This window comes from Finegoldia sp. BIOML-A4, assembly GCF_009679635.1.
Lineage (GTDB): Bacteria > Bacillota > Clostridia > Tissierellales > Peptoniphilaceae > Finegoldia > Finegoldia magna.
In genome coordinates this window covers 43,137-57,174 of the sequence record NZ_WKZC01000005.1, presented here as the reverse complement: position 1 = coordinate 57,174, position 14,038 = coordinate 43,137, and the positions used below count along the sequence as shown (strand labels likewise).

Annotated in this window: 17 protein-coding genes; 15 read left to right on the top strand and 2 right to left on the bottom strand. The window is 33.6% G+C overall.

Annotated features, from left to right (window positions below; translation table 11 throughout):
- Positions 1-24 precede the first annotated feature (24 nt).
- Genes pta through GKG01_RS05355 form a run of 3 tightly spaced genes read left to right on the top strand, consistent with a single transcriptional unit; the run spans position 25 to position 2,296 of the window.
- Positions 25-996: a phosphate acetyltransferase gene (gene pta, locus GKG01_RS05365; RefSeq protein WP_154271739.1), complete on the top strand. Its 972-nt coding sequence runs from the start codon at positions 25-27 to the stop codon at positions 994-996.
- 1 nt (position 997) lies between these two features.
- Positions 998-1,354, top strand: a complete 357-nt coding sequence (locus GKG01_RS05360; RefSeq protein WP_316522077.1) for a hypothetical protein — start codon at positions 998-1,000, stop codon at positions 1,352-1,354.
- Positions 1,355-1,387: 33 nt separating this feature from the next.
- Positions 1,388-2,296 (top strand): hypothetical protein, encoded by a 909-nt coding sequence (locus GKG01_RS05355; protein ID WP_154271738.1) that lies wholly within the window; start codon positions 1,388-1,390, stop codon positions 2,294-2,296.
- A gap of 64 nt (positions 2,297-2,360) precedes the next feature.
- Here the strand turns inward: GKG01_RS05355 and mnmH are convergent, their stop codons facing one another.
- Both mnmH and GKG01_RS05345 read right to left on the bottom strand, forming a co-directional pair.
- A complete protein-coding gene (mnmH, locus tag GKG01_RS05350; protein WP_154271737.1) occupies positions 2,361-3,380 on the bottom strand; it encodes a tRNA 2-selenouridine(34) synthase MnmH in 1,020 nt (339 codons plus the stop codon).
- 92 nt (positions 3,381-3,472) lie between these two features.
- Complete coding sequence (locus tag GKG01_RS05345; protein WP_154271736.1) at positions 3,473-4,204, bottom strand: TraX family protein; 732 nt, start codon at positions 4,202-4,204, stop codon at positions 3,473-3,475.
- Positions 4,205-4,377: 173 nt separating this feature from the next.
- Between GKG01_RS05345 and GKG01_RS05340 the strand changes: the two genes are divergently transcribed.
- The 12 genes from GKG01_RS05340 to GKG01_RS05285 all read left to right on the top strand — a co-directional run bounded on the left by GKG01_RS05340 (position 4,378) and on the right by GKG01_RS05285 (position 14,001).
- A complete protein-coding gene (locus GKG01_RS05340; RefSeq protein WP_154271735.1) occupies positions 4,378-5,136 on the top strand; it encodes a YoaP domain-containing protein in 759 nt (252 codons plus the stop codon).
- A gap of 194 nt (positions 5,137-5,330) precedes the next feature.
- Entirely contained in the window at positions 5,331-5,681 is a 351-nt protein-coding gene (locus GKG01_RS05335) for a GrdX family protein (protein WP_094206558.1), read from the top strand.
- Between the two features lie 16 nt (positions 5,682-5,697).
- A complete protein-coding gene (locus GKG01_RS05330) occupies positions 5,698-6,984 on the top strand; it encodes a glycine/sarcosine/betaine reductase component B subunit (protein ID WP_094206557.1) in 1,287 nt (428 codons plus the stop codon).
- Between the two features lie 9 nt (positions 6,985-6,993).
- Positions 6,994-8,283, top strand: a complete 1,290-nt coding sequence (locus GKG01_RS05325; protein ID WP_154271734.1) for a glycine/betaine/sarcosine/D-proline family reductase selenoprotein B — start codon at positions 6,994-6,996, stop codon at positions 8,281-8,283.
- A 13-nt stretch (positions 8,284-8,296) separates the two neighbouring features.
- Positions 8,297-9,640, top strand: coding sequence for a sodium-dependent transporter (locus GKG01_RS05320; protein ID WP_154271733.1), 1,344 nt, complete (start codon positions 8,297-8,299; stop codon positions 9,638-9,640).
- Positions 9,641-9,783: 143 nt separating this feature from the next.
- Positions 9,784-10,434, top strand: coding sequence for a Crp/Fnr family transcriptional regulator (locus GKG01_RS05315; protein WP_154271732.1), 651 nt, complete (start codon positions 9,784-9,786; stop codon positions 10,432-10,434).
- A gap of 86 nt (positions 10,435-10,520) precedes the next feature.
- Positions 10,521-11,072 carry a hypothetical protein gene (locus tag GKG01_RS05310; protein WP_154271731.1) on the top strand — a complete coding sequence of 184 codons (552 nt, stop codon included), beginning with the start codon at positions 10,521-10,523 and terminating at the stop codon, positions 11,070-11,072.
- Complete coding sequence (locus GKG01_RS05305) at positions 11,062-11,532, top strand: prepilin-type N-terminal cleavage/methylation domain-containing protein (RefSeq protein ID WP_154271730.1); 471 nt, start codon at positions 11,062-11,064, stop codon at positions 11,530-11,532. The genes GKG01_RS05310 and GKG01_RS05305 overlap by 11 nt, the downstream gene beginning before the upstream one ends.
- Positions 11,516-11,839 (top strand): prepilin-type N-terminal cleavage/methylation domain-containing protein, encoded by a 324-nt coding sequence (locus GKG01_RS05300; RefSeq protein ID WP_094225270.1) that lies wholly within the window; start codon positions 11,516-11,518, stop codon positions 11,837-11,839. The genes GKG01_RS05305 and GKG01_RS05300 overlap by 17 nt, the downstream gene beginning before the upstream one ends.
- Entirely contained in the window at positions 11,796-12,329 is a 534-nt protein-coding gene (locus tag GKG01_RS05295) for a prepilin-type N-terminal cleavage/methylation domain-containing protein (RefSeq protein WP_256369389.1), read from the top strand. Before GKG01_RS05300 ends, GKG01_RS05295 begins: the two co-directional genes overlap by 44 nt.
- Positions 12,326-13,306 carry a hypothetical protein gene (locus tag GKG01_RS05290; RefSeq protein ID WP_154271728.1) on the top strand — a complete coding sequence of 327 codons (981 nt, stop codon included), beginning with the start codon at positions 12,326-12,328 and terminating at the stop codon, positions 13,304-13,306. Before GKG01_RS05295 ends, GKG01_RS05290 begins: the two co-directional genes overlap by 4 nt.
- A 77-nt stretch (positions 13,307-13,383) precedes the next feature.
- Entirely contained in the window at positions 13,384-14,001 is a 618-nt protein-coding gene (locus tag GKG01_RS05285; RefSeq protein ID WP_154271727.1) for a hypothetical protein, read from the top strand.
- Positions 14,002-14,038: the final 37 nt, after the last annotated feature.

Sequence of the window (14,038 nt, the reverse complement as noted above, 5' to 3'; positions counted from 1 at the left end):
AACATTGTAATAAAGGAGAAGAAGATGGATATATTTGAATCATTAAAATCAAAAATCTCAGGCAAAAACTTAAAGATAGTATTTCCTGAAGGAGAAGAATTAAGAATTTTAAAAGCAGTAGCGAGATTGAACGAAGAAAAAATAATTACTCCTGTAATTTTGGGTGATGAAGAAAAAATCAAAGAATTAGCAAACCAAGAAAACTTGAACATTGAAGGGGTTAAAATCATCAATCCACTAAATGCTTCTGATTTTGATGAAAAAGTAGACAAATTTGTTGAAAGACGTAAAGGCAAAAACACTGAAGAACAAGCAAGAACTATGCTTAAAGATGTAAACTACTACGGAACAATGATGCTTTATTGTGACGAAGTGGACGGACTTGTATCAGGCGCAGTTCACTCAACTGGTGAAACTGTAAAACCGGCACTTCAAATAATCAAGACAAAACCAGGTACAAAACTTGTATCAGGAGCAATGGTTATGATTGGACCAAACGGTGAAAGATACGTATTCTCAGACATCGCCATCAACATCGAATTGTCCGAAGAACAATTAGCAGAAGTTGGGGTTGTAAGTGCTGAAACTGCAAAACTATACGATATCGATCCACAAGTTGCATTCCTTTCATTCTCTACAAAAGGCTCTGCAAAACACCCACTTGCAGAAAAAGTTGCCAACGCTACTAAACTTGCCAAAGAAATGGCACCAGAACTTCCAATCGACGGAGAATTACAATTTGACGCTAGTATCGCTGAATCTGTAGGAAAACAAAAAGCTCCAGGTTCAAATGTAGCAGGTCATGCAAATGTGTTCGTATTTCCAGATTTACAAGCAGGTAACATTGGATACAAAATCGCTCAAAGATTAGGAAAATTCGAAGCAATAGGACCAATCCTTCAAGGAATGGCAAAACCAGTTAACGATTTGTCTCGTGGTTGCAACGAAGAAGACGTGTACAAGCTAGCTATAATAACAGCTGCTCAAGCATTATAAAGTGAAAAATAATAGACTGTTCACGCTAATAACATATGTCATATTCTTGTTGTTCTCTGGATTTTTAGTAGAAATCGCAGTATCAGGTAAGAATTTCACAAGAATAATGCTGATAATTTTTGTGGCATCGTTGTTAGTCGTGACTAAAATGATTTACGACAGAAGAGATGAGGACATATCATCTTTGAAGGAATTGAGATTGTATTTGGTTGCAAGTGCAGTGGTTTCCATAATGGCAATAGTCAAATATTTGAAAGAATTTTCATTGAGTAGAATATATATGCCATTTGCGTTTGCAATAATAATACACCTAGTTTATACAATAATATACAAAAATAAATCAAAAACACAAAGATAGGTGAAAGCCTATCTTTGTCTTTAAGGAGATAAAATGGAGTTAATTAATTTCATATATATGTTCTTCTTTTATGCAGTTTTTGGGTATATTTGGGAAGTAATCTGGGTAAGCGCTGGACAGAAAAAGCTTACTAACAGAGGATTCTTGTACGGGCCATTACTTCCGATATATGGGTTTGGAGCAGTATTCATCACGCTTTTTGTGGATCACGCAATAGAGAGATTTAACGATTCTTACATCGTAATATTTTTATCGGGACTTATAATTGCAACGGCATTGGAGTTTATAACAGGATATTTAATTGAAAAAATATTCAAAGTAAGATATTGGGATTACACAGAAAGATTTATGAACATAAAAGGGCTGATATGCCTCAGATCATCACTGTTTTTCGGAGTTATGTCCATATTCATGATGAATTATTCCAATAAATACATACTTGAACTCACTGAAAAAATCAAAAACAGCAACTACAACTTCGTGATTTACATTCTTATAGCTATATTTTCAGTAGATGTTGTAATTTCAGTAAAACAAGCTTATGGATTTAGATATATAATTGAATATCAAGAAAAAATGGAAGCATACTTGAACGAAATCAGAAAAGATGTCAAGCTCAAAGCGTTGGAAGGATCACAAACACTTGAAGCTGATTTGTCGGAAATAAGGACTGCTCTTCGAGACAGGATAGAACATGTGGAAATCAAGAAATCCTTCATAGAAAACAGCGCCAAAATATTAGAAGACAGAATTGAAAGAGAAACCAACCTCAAAGAAAAGCTCAAAACCTTGTTGGATGAAAGAGTTGAAAGCGCTGAAAAGGTCGATTTAATCCACGATAGAATCGACAAAGTCTATGATAAAAGGCTTAAAAGATTACAAACTCACCAAAAAAACATACAAAGAGTTGCAAAGAGAAACGATATAACTTACAAAAAATAAAAATAAGCAGATGTCTTATATAGCATCTGCTTTTGCTGTGTTCAAAGCACATATTTATACAGAATTATTTTGCATAAAATTCCATTATTTCTTCAGCGCATTTTCCGCTGTTGACGTTATTTATTTCCAGTTCAAAATCTTTTGCTTTGACTGCGTAATTGATATCGTAGTATTTCGTAATTAAAGTTTCTATCACATAATCGTAGTCTTTGTCCTCTAGTTTATCAATCAAAATGGAGGAGTTATTGTTGCCAATGTATTTGGACAAATGATTTATCCCTTTTTTGATATCCTCCAAAGCATCGGCATTTTTCAAATAATCTGTTTTTATTCTATCTATTCTATCTTGAAGGCTTGAATTTATCATAACTTGATGATGTGAACCGTTGTATTTTTGTCTCAAAGATTTGGGAACATTAATTCTTCCTATTTTGCTACTTTCACATTCCACAAAAACAGGTTCATCATCGAAACTTTTTAACTTATCGAACAACAAACTTTCGAACATTTTTTGCGATGGTTGATTTTTCAATCCGGCATTTCCAAGGATGGAGCCTCTATGGTTTGCAAGTTGTTCCAAGTTGAGGACGTTTTTGTGAGAATTTTCTAAAATATTCAGAATTTCTGTCTTTCCAACACCAGTGTAGCCTTTGATATTTACGTATTCGTGTGAATTAATAAGCTTATCTAAGTTTTCAATAATATATTTACGATAAGCTTTGTATCCTCCTTTTAGCCTGTAAATGTCAAGTCCCATTGATTTCATTATGTTAAAAAGCACAGTACTTCTCATGGAACCTCTGTAGCAAAACAAGCACACGTTGTGATTTTCGCTCAAATCCAACAACTTCACGTAAATGTCTTCTAGTTTTACAGATGCATATCTTATCGCCAATTTCTTTGCACATTCGTGATCTCCTGCATCATAAATCGTTGAGATTTCCACTCTTTCCTCGTTGTTTAGTATAGGAATATTGATTGCACCTGGGATGGTTTCTTTCTCAAACTCGTATTCGCTTCTAACATCGACAAATATTATATTTTCCATATTCATTAGTTCTTCATAAGTATTTGCTACGAACATTTTGGCCTCCAAAATACTAATTATACACCTTTTGTCTTATTTGTAAAAGAGATTTTCATGAAAAAAAGAACTTGCAAATCGCAAGTTCTCAATTAAAAATTAAAATACATTCTAATAAGTCCAAGTATCAGTATATGAACTGGATAGAACAGATAATTCACCAATTTGTTTTGTTTTCCACGTTCTCCGTTGTAAGTCACAGTAAAGGCGAATCCCAAGAAGGAATACACTTCTTTGATAATCGACAAATATCCAAGACCTGCGGAAATCACTGGTTTGTCGTAGAAAATGTAGAACAAGTAAGCTAGAATTATCGCGTGATAATCATAATCCAAGCTCAAATACATCGCTAAGAATCCGAAAACAGCTACGATTACAACAGATGCAACGTACCAAAGTATCCTGTTTTTAAACTTATCTTTCACATAATCTATTATCCAGATAGTCACCAAGCACAATGCCAACGTGAACATCATATTGTTCCAGTACGGATCGAATAATACCTTCGATGTGAAAATATCAAATGGAACTTCAGAAATTATCCCGAAAATCACCAAGTTTCTAAGATATTTCGCCCTGTTATGCGTCTTGAAAAATCCTTCAACTATGAAGAATATAAAAATAGGAAAAGCAATCCTTCCTAATATCGATAAAAAGTTCGATATATACAATAATGCTCCTTTTCCATTTAAAAAATGCGTTACAATCGAGTTGTTAACATGATCTATTAGCATCGATGTAAACGCAATGTATTTTAGCTGAGCTGCGTTAAATATCTGAAACTTCTTTAATTTATCGTGTTCAAATCTTTTATTTATATCCATTTGTTCTCCTTAAATTTTGAGTATACTGTATGATACAATAATTTGAACAAATTTGCAATATTTTCATTTATAGAAATTAAGAGAATAACTAAATCGATAAATTATACATACACAACAAAGAGTATATAACCTTTAAAATAGTATATAATAAAATAAAAATGGGGTGAAAATTCATGGAATATATACGCGTAACAAAAGACAATATAGAAACTGAACATATATGTTGTGCATTATCAAACAACAAAGATATTCAAGTTTGTTCGAAAAAAGAATGGATGAAAAGCTGCTTTGACGATGGTCTTGTATTCATCAAATCAGAAAAAAGGGGTAAATGTTCCATTGAATACATACCAGCTGAAAATGCGTGGATACCAATTGAAGCAGATGATTATATGTATATTGATTGTTTTTGGGTTTCAGGAGCTTTAAAAGGCCACGGATATTCAAATGATTTGCTCAATCAATGTATCCAAGACGCAAAATCACAAGGTAAAATTGGCCTGTGTATACTTTCTTCTAAAAAGAAAAAGCCATTCCTATCTGATCCAAAATATTTATCAAAAAAAGGATTTCGTGTAGCTGATGAGTCTGACTGTGGAATAAATCTAATGTATTTGCCATTTGATGAAAATAATTCAATCCCGAAATTTAAAACACAAGCCAAAAATCCACACATCGAAGAAAAAGGATTTGTCTTGTATTATACCAATCAATGCCCATTTAATGCCAAATACGTGCCTATTATAGAGAAAATTGCACAAGAAAACAACATTTCCTTCAAAACAATTCACATCCATTCCAAAGAACAAGCACAAATAGCTCCCACTCCATGCACAACTTATGCGTTGTTTTATGATGGAAAATGGATTACCAATGATCAACAGAATGAAAAGAAATTTTTGAAATTAATTGAAAAAGTTAAAAATAGTTAATTTAAAATATTGATTTGAGAGTATAGGATAAAATATTTTAACCGTTACCTGATACTTAAAATTTAAAAAATGAAATTTATAACTAAATTTTTTTGTTTTGTGTTAGCACACTAACAATTACTTTAATTAGTGTTAGTGTGCTAACTTTTTTTTATCAAGAAATATGGTTTAATAATAGTACAAGGAGGATGGTTATGGAAAAGGATATAGTAATTGTTACTAATAATAGTTATGTAATTAACGAATACGACAACACTATTAATATCGACGGGGAATATTTGGATGTGCTTTATAAGGTAAGAGATCTCACACATTTGGGGTATTCTTTGGTTACTCATCCTCTAGCTGCATCGATTAGGATGTTTTATTCGCCGGTTAGAAGTGTAGTTATGAGAAAAGGTTTTTCGGAAAGGTCAATTGAAATTATTGAAAACTCTATCGAAAAATATATCAACACTATGGGAGTTCGAAAGCCAGATTACAGAAATGGTGAAGATTATTGTACTCTCGATGCGGTTCTTCTAAAAGAAGGTATAGAGAATTAATGAAGGAGTTGGGGTTATGAAATTAGAATATCAAAACTGTCTGATTGAAGATGTTAAATTTTCTGATACTACCAAGGTAGAAAATAAGACTCTTTTTATCAACAAAGATGAAATGATCGATTTTTTAAAGGATGTCGATTTTGTAACAGAAATTAGCATTGACTTGGCTAAACCTGGCGAAAAAACTAGGATTATTCCAGTTAAAGACTGTATTGAACCTAGATTTAGAGTTGGTAGAACTAATAAGTTCCCAGGTGTTACAGGTGAAATCGAACAACTTGGGGACGGTATTACTAAAATCATGAAAAATGTCGCTGTGGTTACTGTAGGAGATGTGGTTGGTTTCCAAGAAGGAATTATAGATATGTGGGGAGAAGGAGCAGACTACACTCCATTTTCCAAGACTTTGAATGTGGTTGTGGATATTAAAGTTCAAAAAGATATCGAACCTCACGAACACGAAACTTGTGCTAGACTTGTAGGTTTGAAGTCAGCCGAATACTTGGGATATGCTCTTGAAAATGTAGAGTGTGATAATTCAGAAGTCTTCGAAATTCAAGATATTAAAACAGAAGCAGAAAGACTTAAAGATCTTCCAAGAGTCGTGTATGCACAAATGATGATTGCACAAGGTTTACTTCACGATGTGTACATTTACGGAGTAGATGTTAAGAAGATTTTACCTACACTTCTTCATCCTAATGAAGAGCTAGACGGTGCAGTTGTAAGCGGTAACTGTGTAGCTGCTTGCGATAAAATCACAACTTATCAACACCAAAACAACTCAGTAATTAAGGAATTGTACAAGGAACATGGCAAAAATATTAATTTTGTAGGAGAAATTATGGTTCCAGAACTTACTACATTGGATGGTAAATTTAGAACTTGCGATTACACTGTTAAGCTTTGCAAGATGTTAGCAGCAGATGGTGTAGTAATTTCTGAAGAAGGTTATGGTAATCCAGACTCTGACTTGGTTATGATATCTTCAGGATTAGAAAAAGCCGGAATAAAATCGGTACTTATTACTGATGAATGTGCTGGATGGGCAGGAGATTCTCAACCTTTGGCAGATGCTAAGAAGGAAGCGTGTGCTGTAGTATCTACGGGAAATGTATCTCATCTTGTTCATTTGGATAAGCCGGATAAAATTATTGGTAATGTAGAAGCCATTAAGAACTTGGCTGGTGGATGGGATGGATGCTTGGATGAGGAAAAAGGAACTATCGTATGCGAACTTAACGCCGTTACTGGTTCTACATCTGAAATAGGATTCCACAATCTTACAGTTAAGCTTTACTAGGAGGTTTTTATGAAAAAAATATTATATTATGTAAATCAGTTTTTTGGACAAATAGGAGGAGAAGACAAAGCTGATTATAAGCCTCATTTTGAAGACAAACCGATCGGTTGTGCGCAAGCTTTTGATAAGGCTTTGGTAGATGGTCAAGTTGTTGGAACTATCGTTTGTGGTGACAACTATTACAACGAACATAAAGAAGAATCAGACAAATTTATATTGGATGTATTTGAAAAAATAAAACCTGATATTGTCGTAGCAGGACCTGCATTTAACGCTGGTAGATATGGTATGGCGTGTTCTGGAGTTATCAATTTATTAAAAGACAAAGACATCCCACTTGTAACTGGAATGTACATTGAAAACCCAGCTGTAGATATGTGTAGACTTCACAGCTACATCATTGAAACTGCGGATTCTGCAGCAAAAATGAGACAAGCCATAAAAGAAATGGTTACTTTGACAAATAAAATTATTGAAGGAAAGAAACTTTCTCCAAAAGAAGATAATTACCTTTCACAAGGTAGACGTTTGACAGAATTTTCTGACAAAATCGGTGCACGTCGTGCAGTTGAAATGCTTCTTAAGAGATTTAACGACGAAGAATTTGAAACAGAACTTCCAATGCCAGAATTTGACGAAGTTGAACCGGCAGCTCCAATAGCTAACATGAGTAAAGCGACAATCGCTCTTATCACAACTGGTGGTGTTGTTCCTGAAGGAAACCCTGACAAAGTTCAATCAGCATCAGCTCAAAAATGGGCAAAATACGATGTAAGTGATTTGGATGAATTAAAAGGAAAATTCGTCACAATCCACGGTGGATTTGACCCTGTTTATTGTAATGCAAAAGCAGACAGAGTTGCACCTCTGGATCAACTTACAAGACTCAAAAAAGAAGGCGTAATAGGAAATGTATTCAAATATTTCTATACAACAACAGGAACAGGAACATCTGTAGCTAATGCTAAGAGATTCGGTAAGGAAATTGGTCAAGAATTGAAAGATGCCAAAGTTGACGGCGTTATAATGACTAGTACCTGAGGTACTTGTACGCGTTGCGGTGCAACGATGGTAAAAGAAATAGAAAGATATGGTATCCCTATAGTTCATATGGCTACTATAACTACAATTTCACAATCAGTAGGAGCAAACAGAATTGTACCTACAGTAGCAATTCCATACCCAGTCGGTAATCCAGAATTGAAAGCTCGTGAAGATGGTTTAAGAGAAGAATTGGTTGAACGTGCAATCAAGGCATTAGAAACAAAAGTCGACAAACCGACTATATTTAAGTCTTAATGGGGGTGTAATTATGAGCGACAATAGAGGTAATTGGAATAGTAGATTTGGTTATATCATGGCGGCAGCTGGATTTTCCATTGGATTGGGAAATGTGTGGAGATTTCCATATCTAGTTGGTACAAATGGAGGGGGAGCGTTCGTATTAGTTTATCTTCTAATATGTGTGTTCATTGGGATACCTCTATTCTATATGGAAGTTACACTTGGTAGAAAAGCGCAAGCGAGTCCAATTGCAGGAATGAGAAATCTAACTAAAAAAGGCAGCCCTTGGGTAAGTTTCGGTTGGCTTGGAGTATTGAGTGCGTTTTTCATTCTAACTTACTACATTCAAATAATGGGTTGGATATTAAACTATTTTGTGAAAATGCTTACAGGGGAAATGACAGGATTTACAGCAACACAGTACACTGAAAACTTTGGTAAAATGTTGGATTCTCCAATGACGCTTTTAATATTTACATTGATTTGTACAATCATAATTGGTGTCATTTCAGCTAAAAACTTAAACGACGGATTGGAAAAAGCTTGTAAATTTATGATGCCAGCATTATTTATAATGCTAATAGCAGTTGTAATTAGATCAATAACTCTTCCAAATGCAATTGAAGGTGTTAAATGGTATATGAACGTTGATTTCTCAAAAATCAATGCAGAATCCATACTAGCAGCACTAGGACAATGTTTCTTCTCAGTAGGAATCGCAAGTGGTGGTGCATTTGTATATGGATCTTATCTTAACAAAGACTCAGACATACCAACAGATGGATTAATGGTTATAGGATTTGACACACTGGCAGCTCTTATCGCTGGATTTGCAATATTCCCGGCAGTATTTGCACTAGGATTACAACCAGATTCAGGATCAAACCTATTATTCGTAACTATGAGTAACGTGTTTATGAATTTGCCATTCGGAAGATTTTTCGGAGTATTGTTCTTCTTATTGATGTTCTTTGCAGCGTTATCATCCGCATTAGGATATTTGGAACCTGTAAGTTCATCATTTACTGAATTACTTAATATTGACAGAAAAAAAGGCGTAATCTACGCACTAACATCAATATTTGTTGTGGGATTGTTAACTATATTTGGACAAAACATACTAAAGTCAGTCACAATAATGGACAAAAACTTGTTCGACTTTGCAGACTTCTTATCAGGAAATATATTGATGCCACTTGGCGCTATAGCGTTGATACTTTACACATTATTCAAATGGAAATTCGATGTATTTAGAGAAGATGTCAATAACGGAGCAAATTCTATAAAAGTGCCTAAGTTTATGAAATACGTATCATATGTTTTACCATTTGTATTGATAATAATATTCCTTAAAGGACTAGGAATATTCTAGTAAAACAATTTCATATCTCTTATATATTATACCAGAGTTAGAAACCAATCTAATTCTGGTATTTTATTGTATCAAATATCAGTTAAATGATTTACACTAAAAACTTTTTTTGTTAGAATTTAAGTAAGAGAAGAGGGTTTTAAATGAAAATATTAGACTTTAAACTATTCGATAATATATCGGACAGATCAAAGAGAGAGCTACTTAAATTAGATGTTTTTTCGAAAAACTATGAATCTGGTGAAAAGGTTCTTAGCAAGGAAGAAGATTTGAAGAATGCAATGTTTATTGACAAAGGTTGCTTAAAAGCGTGTGAATACACCATAAATGGAAAGGAAATAGTGTCCTCGTATTATTTTGCAGGGGACGCATTTCCATTTTACTTGTATTTTGGACACACGAGAAAGTTTCCATACGATGTATATGCTACCAAGAAAACAAAAGTGTATTTCTTGCCACTAAAAGAGTTTGAGAAAATAATGGATACAGACATCGTCCTAACGAAAAATATCCTGAAATTTGTAGCTGAATACACTTGTTTTAACAAGCTTGTAATCAGAGCGACTCAGTATTCAAAAGTATCACAGAGGCTAGCTTATTGGATACTCCATTTGCAAGAAGTGGATTATTTGAAACTTCCAACCTCACAAACTATGCTTGCAGATATTCTTCGCGTCAACAGACCAAGCTTGAATCAGGAATTGAAGAAGTTCGCTGAAGACAAGGCGATTTACATAGAAGGAACGGAAATTCGCATAATAGACAGCGATTATTTACGTAAAATGATTGACTAGCTTTACCGACCGAAATCAACCAATACTTTACAATAAAATGTTTATTTTAGCTAAAAATATAATATAATATTGTTATGGAGGAAAATATGGAAACCATAATAGTTTTGATGTTGATAGCTAAATGTTTGATGGATTTATATTTGAAGAGATTGTCCATCAAAAACGTTGGAGTGTTTGCGTTGATTTCGGTATTTTTGTATGCGATTTTCCGCATTACGAATACAACATCAATCTACGACTTTGCTTTATTACTTGGCTGTAGCGACATGATGGTTGATGATTTCAAAACTAATGAGGTGTACTGGATTAATGTTTTGTTTTTCATAATTTGTAGCATTATTGTTTCTGTGTTTTCTAAATTTTTTCTGACGAGTTTTCTGCTATTATTGGTTATTTTGATGATTAATTTTTTCACTAAGGAAAAGTTTATGGGTAATGTGGATTGTTTGATTATTCTAGGACTTGGCATGAGCAAAAGCCTCACAGATTTGGTGAGTTTTGTGTTTTATCTGGGAATTATTAGTGGAATCAGGGCTTTGATTTATATTATAAGAAAAGAAGAGAATGAGGAGATTGCATTCATTCCTGTGATTTGGTCTTCTTTTTTATTGTATGTGGTGATGGGAAATGTTTTCTAAATTAAAAATGAAAGCTAAGGCATTCAGTTTAATAGAGGTGATGGTGAGTCTATTCATTATTTCTGTTGTGATTATGACTTGCGTTTTTAAATACGACTTCAAAACTGATGTTGCAAGTAGAAAAGAGATTAATACGCTTGTTAGCGATTTGAAAAGTGCCAGAAGTGTTGCGATGAATTCGGGAAGAAGTATTCAATTTCGATTCGACACAAATTACTATTATTTTTACGATTCTAATAAAATGAAGAATCTTTTCGAAAGAGAATTGAAAAACGGCAAACTTTATTTAAATAAAGATGGGGCAAGTACATTTGACCTTGGAAATATCGGGGCAAATATATCCAAGTCATCTGCAGCAACACGTTTTCCGACTATTTATTACGAAACGAAAAACAAAACATACAGGATAAATTGTTACATAGCGACAGGGAGAGTGGATGTGGATGAGACGAAAAAATAAGGGATTTACACTGCTTGAGGTTTTATTTGCATTGTTTTTGGTGAGTCTTTGTGTCGTAGTGTACTATCCACAGCTTAAAAATGTGATTACGATGCAGGATAAATCCTACACTGAAAATGTTGTGCTACGTGATTTGGACAATTCTGTGGAATATTTGAAAGCGCACGATGATGTGGATGATTCAATTGTTGATGAGAATTCAAAAGTCGTTGTAACAAAAGATGATGTGGGAGATTTGGTTAAGGTAAATGTCAGTGTAACTAATGGAGATATTGCGAAAGATGTGTCATTTTACAAAGAAAAGTAGGGGATTTACGTTGCTTGAAGTTATGGTGAGTTTGTTCATATTCTCCGTAGTGTTGGGTGTGATTTTCCTATCGTTTAAGACTAATTTTAAAATTATGCAGTCGAGTTTTACTCTGAAAAACAACGTAGACGATGTCGACCACTGCTCATATTACATAAAAAACGAAATCGAAAGGTCGAGGTCTGTAATTACAGAAAAGCCTAATTGGACTCATTTCGACCAATCAATGGGATTTGTCCTAGTAAAATATATTGATAATAAGAAAAATTATGTGTATTTTACAAAAGAAAACGGCAAAATCATACGATACGCTTTTACAGATCCTAGTAGTTTTGATGATTTAAAAGAACACGGGCCCAACGGTAGGATAACTCAGAACAAACTCAAGGAGAACGCCGATGATTTCACATTTAGTCATGACGACAACTACATTTATTTAAAAGAAAATGGAAAAAAACTGGTAGTCTACATCGGAGATAAGGTAAAATGAAACGAAAATCCAAAGCTTATATCACAATTTATGCTCTTTACATGATATTCGTGTTGATGATTGTCATTGCGTTTTTGATAGTTCAAGTGAAAAATATCAGAACTGTCAACACCTACAAATACGACTACATTCAAGCCAAGGCAAATGCTTATTCAAAGGTTCGAATCATAAGTCAAAGGAAACTTTTTGATGAAGAATTGAAGAAAAATTCTAAAAGTGGAACATTTACCTTGCAGATTGCAGATATCCCAGAATTCAATCATCCGACGAAGATTGATTATTACGAAGAGAAAGATGGAGCAGCAAAAATCTTCTCATTTACAAGCAGTTATCCAGACAATAATGGATCCAGAGTAACGACTAGAATGGTGTATAATAGGAAAAATCCTTTTGAAAAAAGAATTATATCAGAAGAAAAAATCGACGAATTGTTGCCGGAAATCATTGAAGGAAAGAAAAGCATCGGAATAAAAGATTGTTTAATATTTTCATTGAATGATGAAACGTATTTCGTGGACAAAAAGGTTGCTGATGAAAAATACAACGAATTCGTAGCCGAAAAAATAAATCAAAACAACGAAGAAGTTTCGGAAGATGAAAAGGAAAATTCCTATGAAGAAAATGACGGAGATAAAGAAACAGAAATAGATGATGAATTTCTGACTAAATTAGTACAATTTTCCAGAAAAGAGAAAAACATCCTAATTGATTCAGAAGATATCACAATACTTAACGATGTTACGATAGACGGAGTGTTCATCGACAAGGGCAACGTGTATTATGTAGAAAATGAAAAAGTCCCAAAAACTCCACAAATTACGGTTAATGGAATATTGATACTCAAAAATTCCAACGCAGATAACTACAAAGTAAATGGAGAATATTTATCAACGAAAGAGGTCGACATAAAATTTACAGAAGACAAAACAATATACACGAGTAAAAAATACGAGTATGCTGGTAGTTATTACAAATAATCGATGGAATGATTGAAACTCTACTTTGAAATGATGTATAATATATATATGATAAGCGAAAAAGGGAGGGTTTGCTTATGAATAAATTAAATAAAATTGATCAAATGAATAGCAAACAATCTGAGCTTTACGATAATGTATACGAGATTTTCGAGTTTATGGGAGAAACACTGGAACTTCCGAAAAATCGATTCAAAAATAAAAAAAACGGCTTGTTTAAAATGGGATTATTAGCTTTTATCGTCACAGCTATTTTGGACTATTATTCAAGCTTTGACACAATTGCATTTATCAGAAGAAACTTTCTCGTAGGATACATTTATTTTGCGATAAGATGCGTGTTTATATTTGCGTTTGCTATTCTTAAATTCAAAATAATTTACAGAGTAGCTAACAAGTTTTTCGTAAAAGATGATTGGCGAGAAGACGAAAACTACAGCATATTGCTATTAGTTATGTTTCAAGCAGCAATGTCAATGGCACTTTATCCACTGGGAGTTTACATTGTTATTGCAGAAGCCTTCGTTATATTGTTGTTTTTCTTGGGACTTAACATCAAAAACTTCAAATTTGAGAAAATACCTTACGTCATCATCACATTCATGTCTTTGTACATTGGATTGAGATTTGTTAGACTTTTCATTTACAACATAGTGATAAATTGGATAGAAACTACAAACATTGTTTTCTTATAACACAAGCGCTCACAACTGTGGGCGTTTTTTGAATGCA

Coding starts and splice junctions, on each gene's coding strand:
- pta (WP_154271739.1), top strand. CDS start 25: ATGGATATATTTGAATCATTAAAATCAAAAATCTCAGGCAAAAACTTA.
- GKG01_RS05355 (WP_154271738.1), top strand. CDS start 1,388: ATGGAGTTAATTAATTTCATATATATGTTCTTCTTTTATGCAGTTTTT.
- mnmH (WP_154271737.1), bottom strand. CDS start 3,380: ATGTTCGTAGCAAATACTTATGAAGAACTAATGAATATGGAAAATATA.
- GKG01_RS05345 (WP_154271736.1), bottom strand. CDS start 4,204: ATGGATATAAATAAAAGATTTGAACACGATAAATTAAAGAAGTTTCAG.
- GKG01_RS05340 (WP_154271735.1), top strand. CDS start 4,378: ATGGAATATATACGCGTAACAAAAGACAATATAGAAACTGAACATATA.
- GKG01_RS05335 (WP_094206558.1), top strand. CDS start 5,331: ATGGAAAAGGATATAGTAATTGTTACTAATAATAGTTATGTAATTAAC.
- GKG01_RS05330 (WP_094206557.1), top strand. CDS start 5,698: ATGAAATTAGAATATCAAAACTGTCTGATTGAAGATGTTAAATTTTCT.
- GKG01_RS05320 (WP_154271733.1), top strand. CDS start 8,297: ATGAGCGACAATAGAGGTAATTGGAATAGTAGATTTGGTTATATCATG.
- GKG01_RS05315 (WP_154271732.1), top strand. CDS start 9,784: ATGAAAATATTAGACTTTAAACTATTCGATAATATATCGGACAGATCA.
- GKG01_RS05310 (WP_154271731.1), top strand. CDS start 10,521: ATGGAAACCATAATAGTTTTGATGTTGATAGCTAAATGTTTGATGGAT.
- GKG01_RS05305 (WP_154271730.1), top strand. CDS start 11,062: ATGTTTTCTAAATTAAAAATGAAAGCTAAGGCATTCAGTTTAATAGAG.
- GKG01_RS05300 (WP_094225270.1), top strand. CDS start 11,516: ATGAGACGAAAAAATAAGGGATTTACACTGCTTGAGGTTTTATTTGCA.
- GKG01_RS05295 (WP_256369389.1), top strand. CDS start 11,796: ATGGAGATATTGCGAAAGATGTGTCATTTTACAAAGAAAAGTAGGGGA.
- GKG01_RS05290 (WP_154271728.1), top strand. CDS start 12,326: ATGAAACGAAAATCCAAAGCTTATATCACAATTTATGCTCTTTACATG.
- GKG01_RS05285 (WP_154271727.1), top strand. CDS start 13,384: ATGAATAAATTAAATAAAATTGATCAAATGAATAGCAAACAATCTGAG.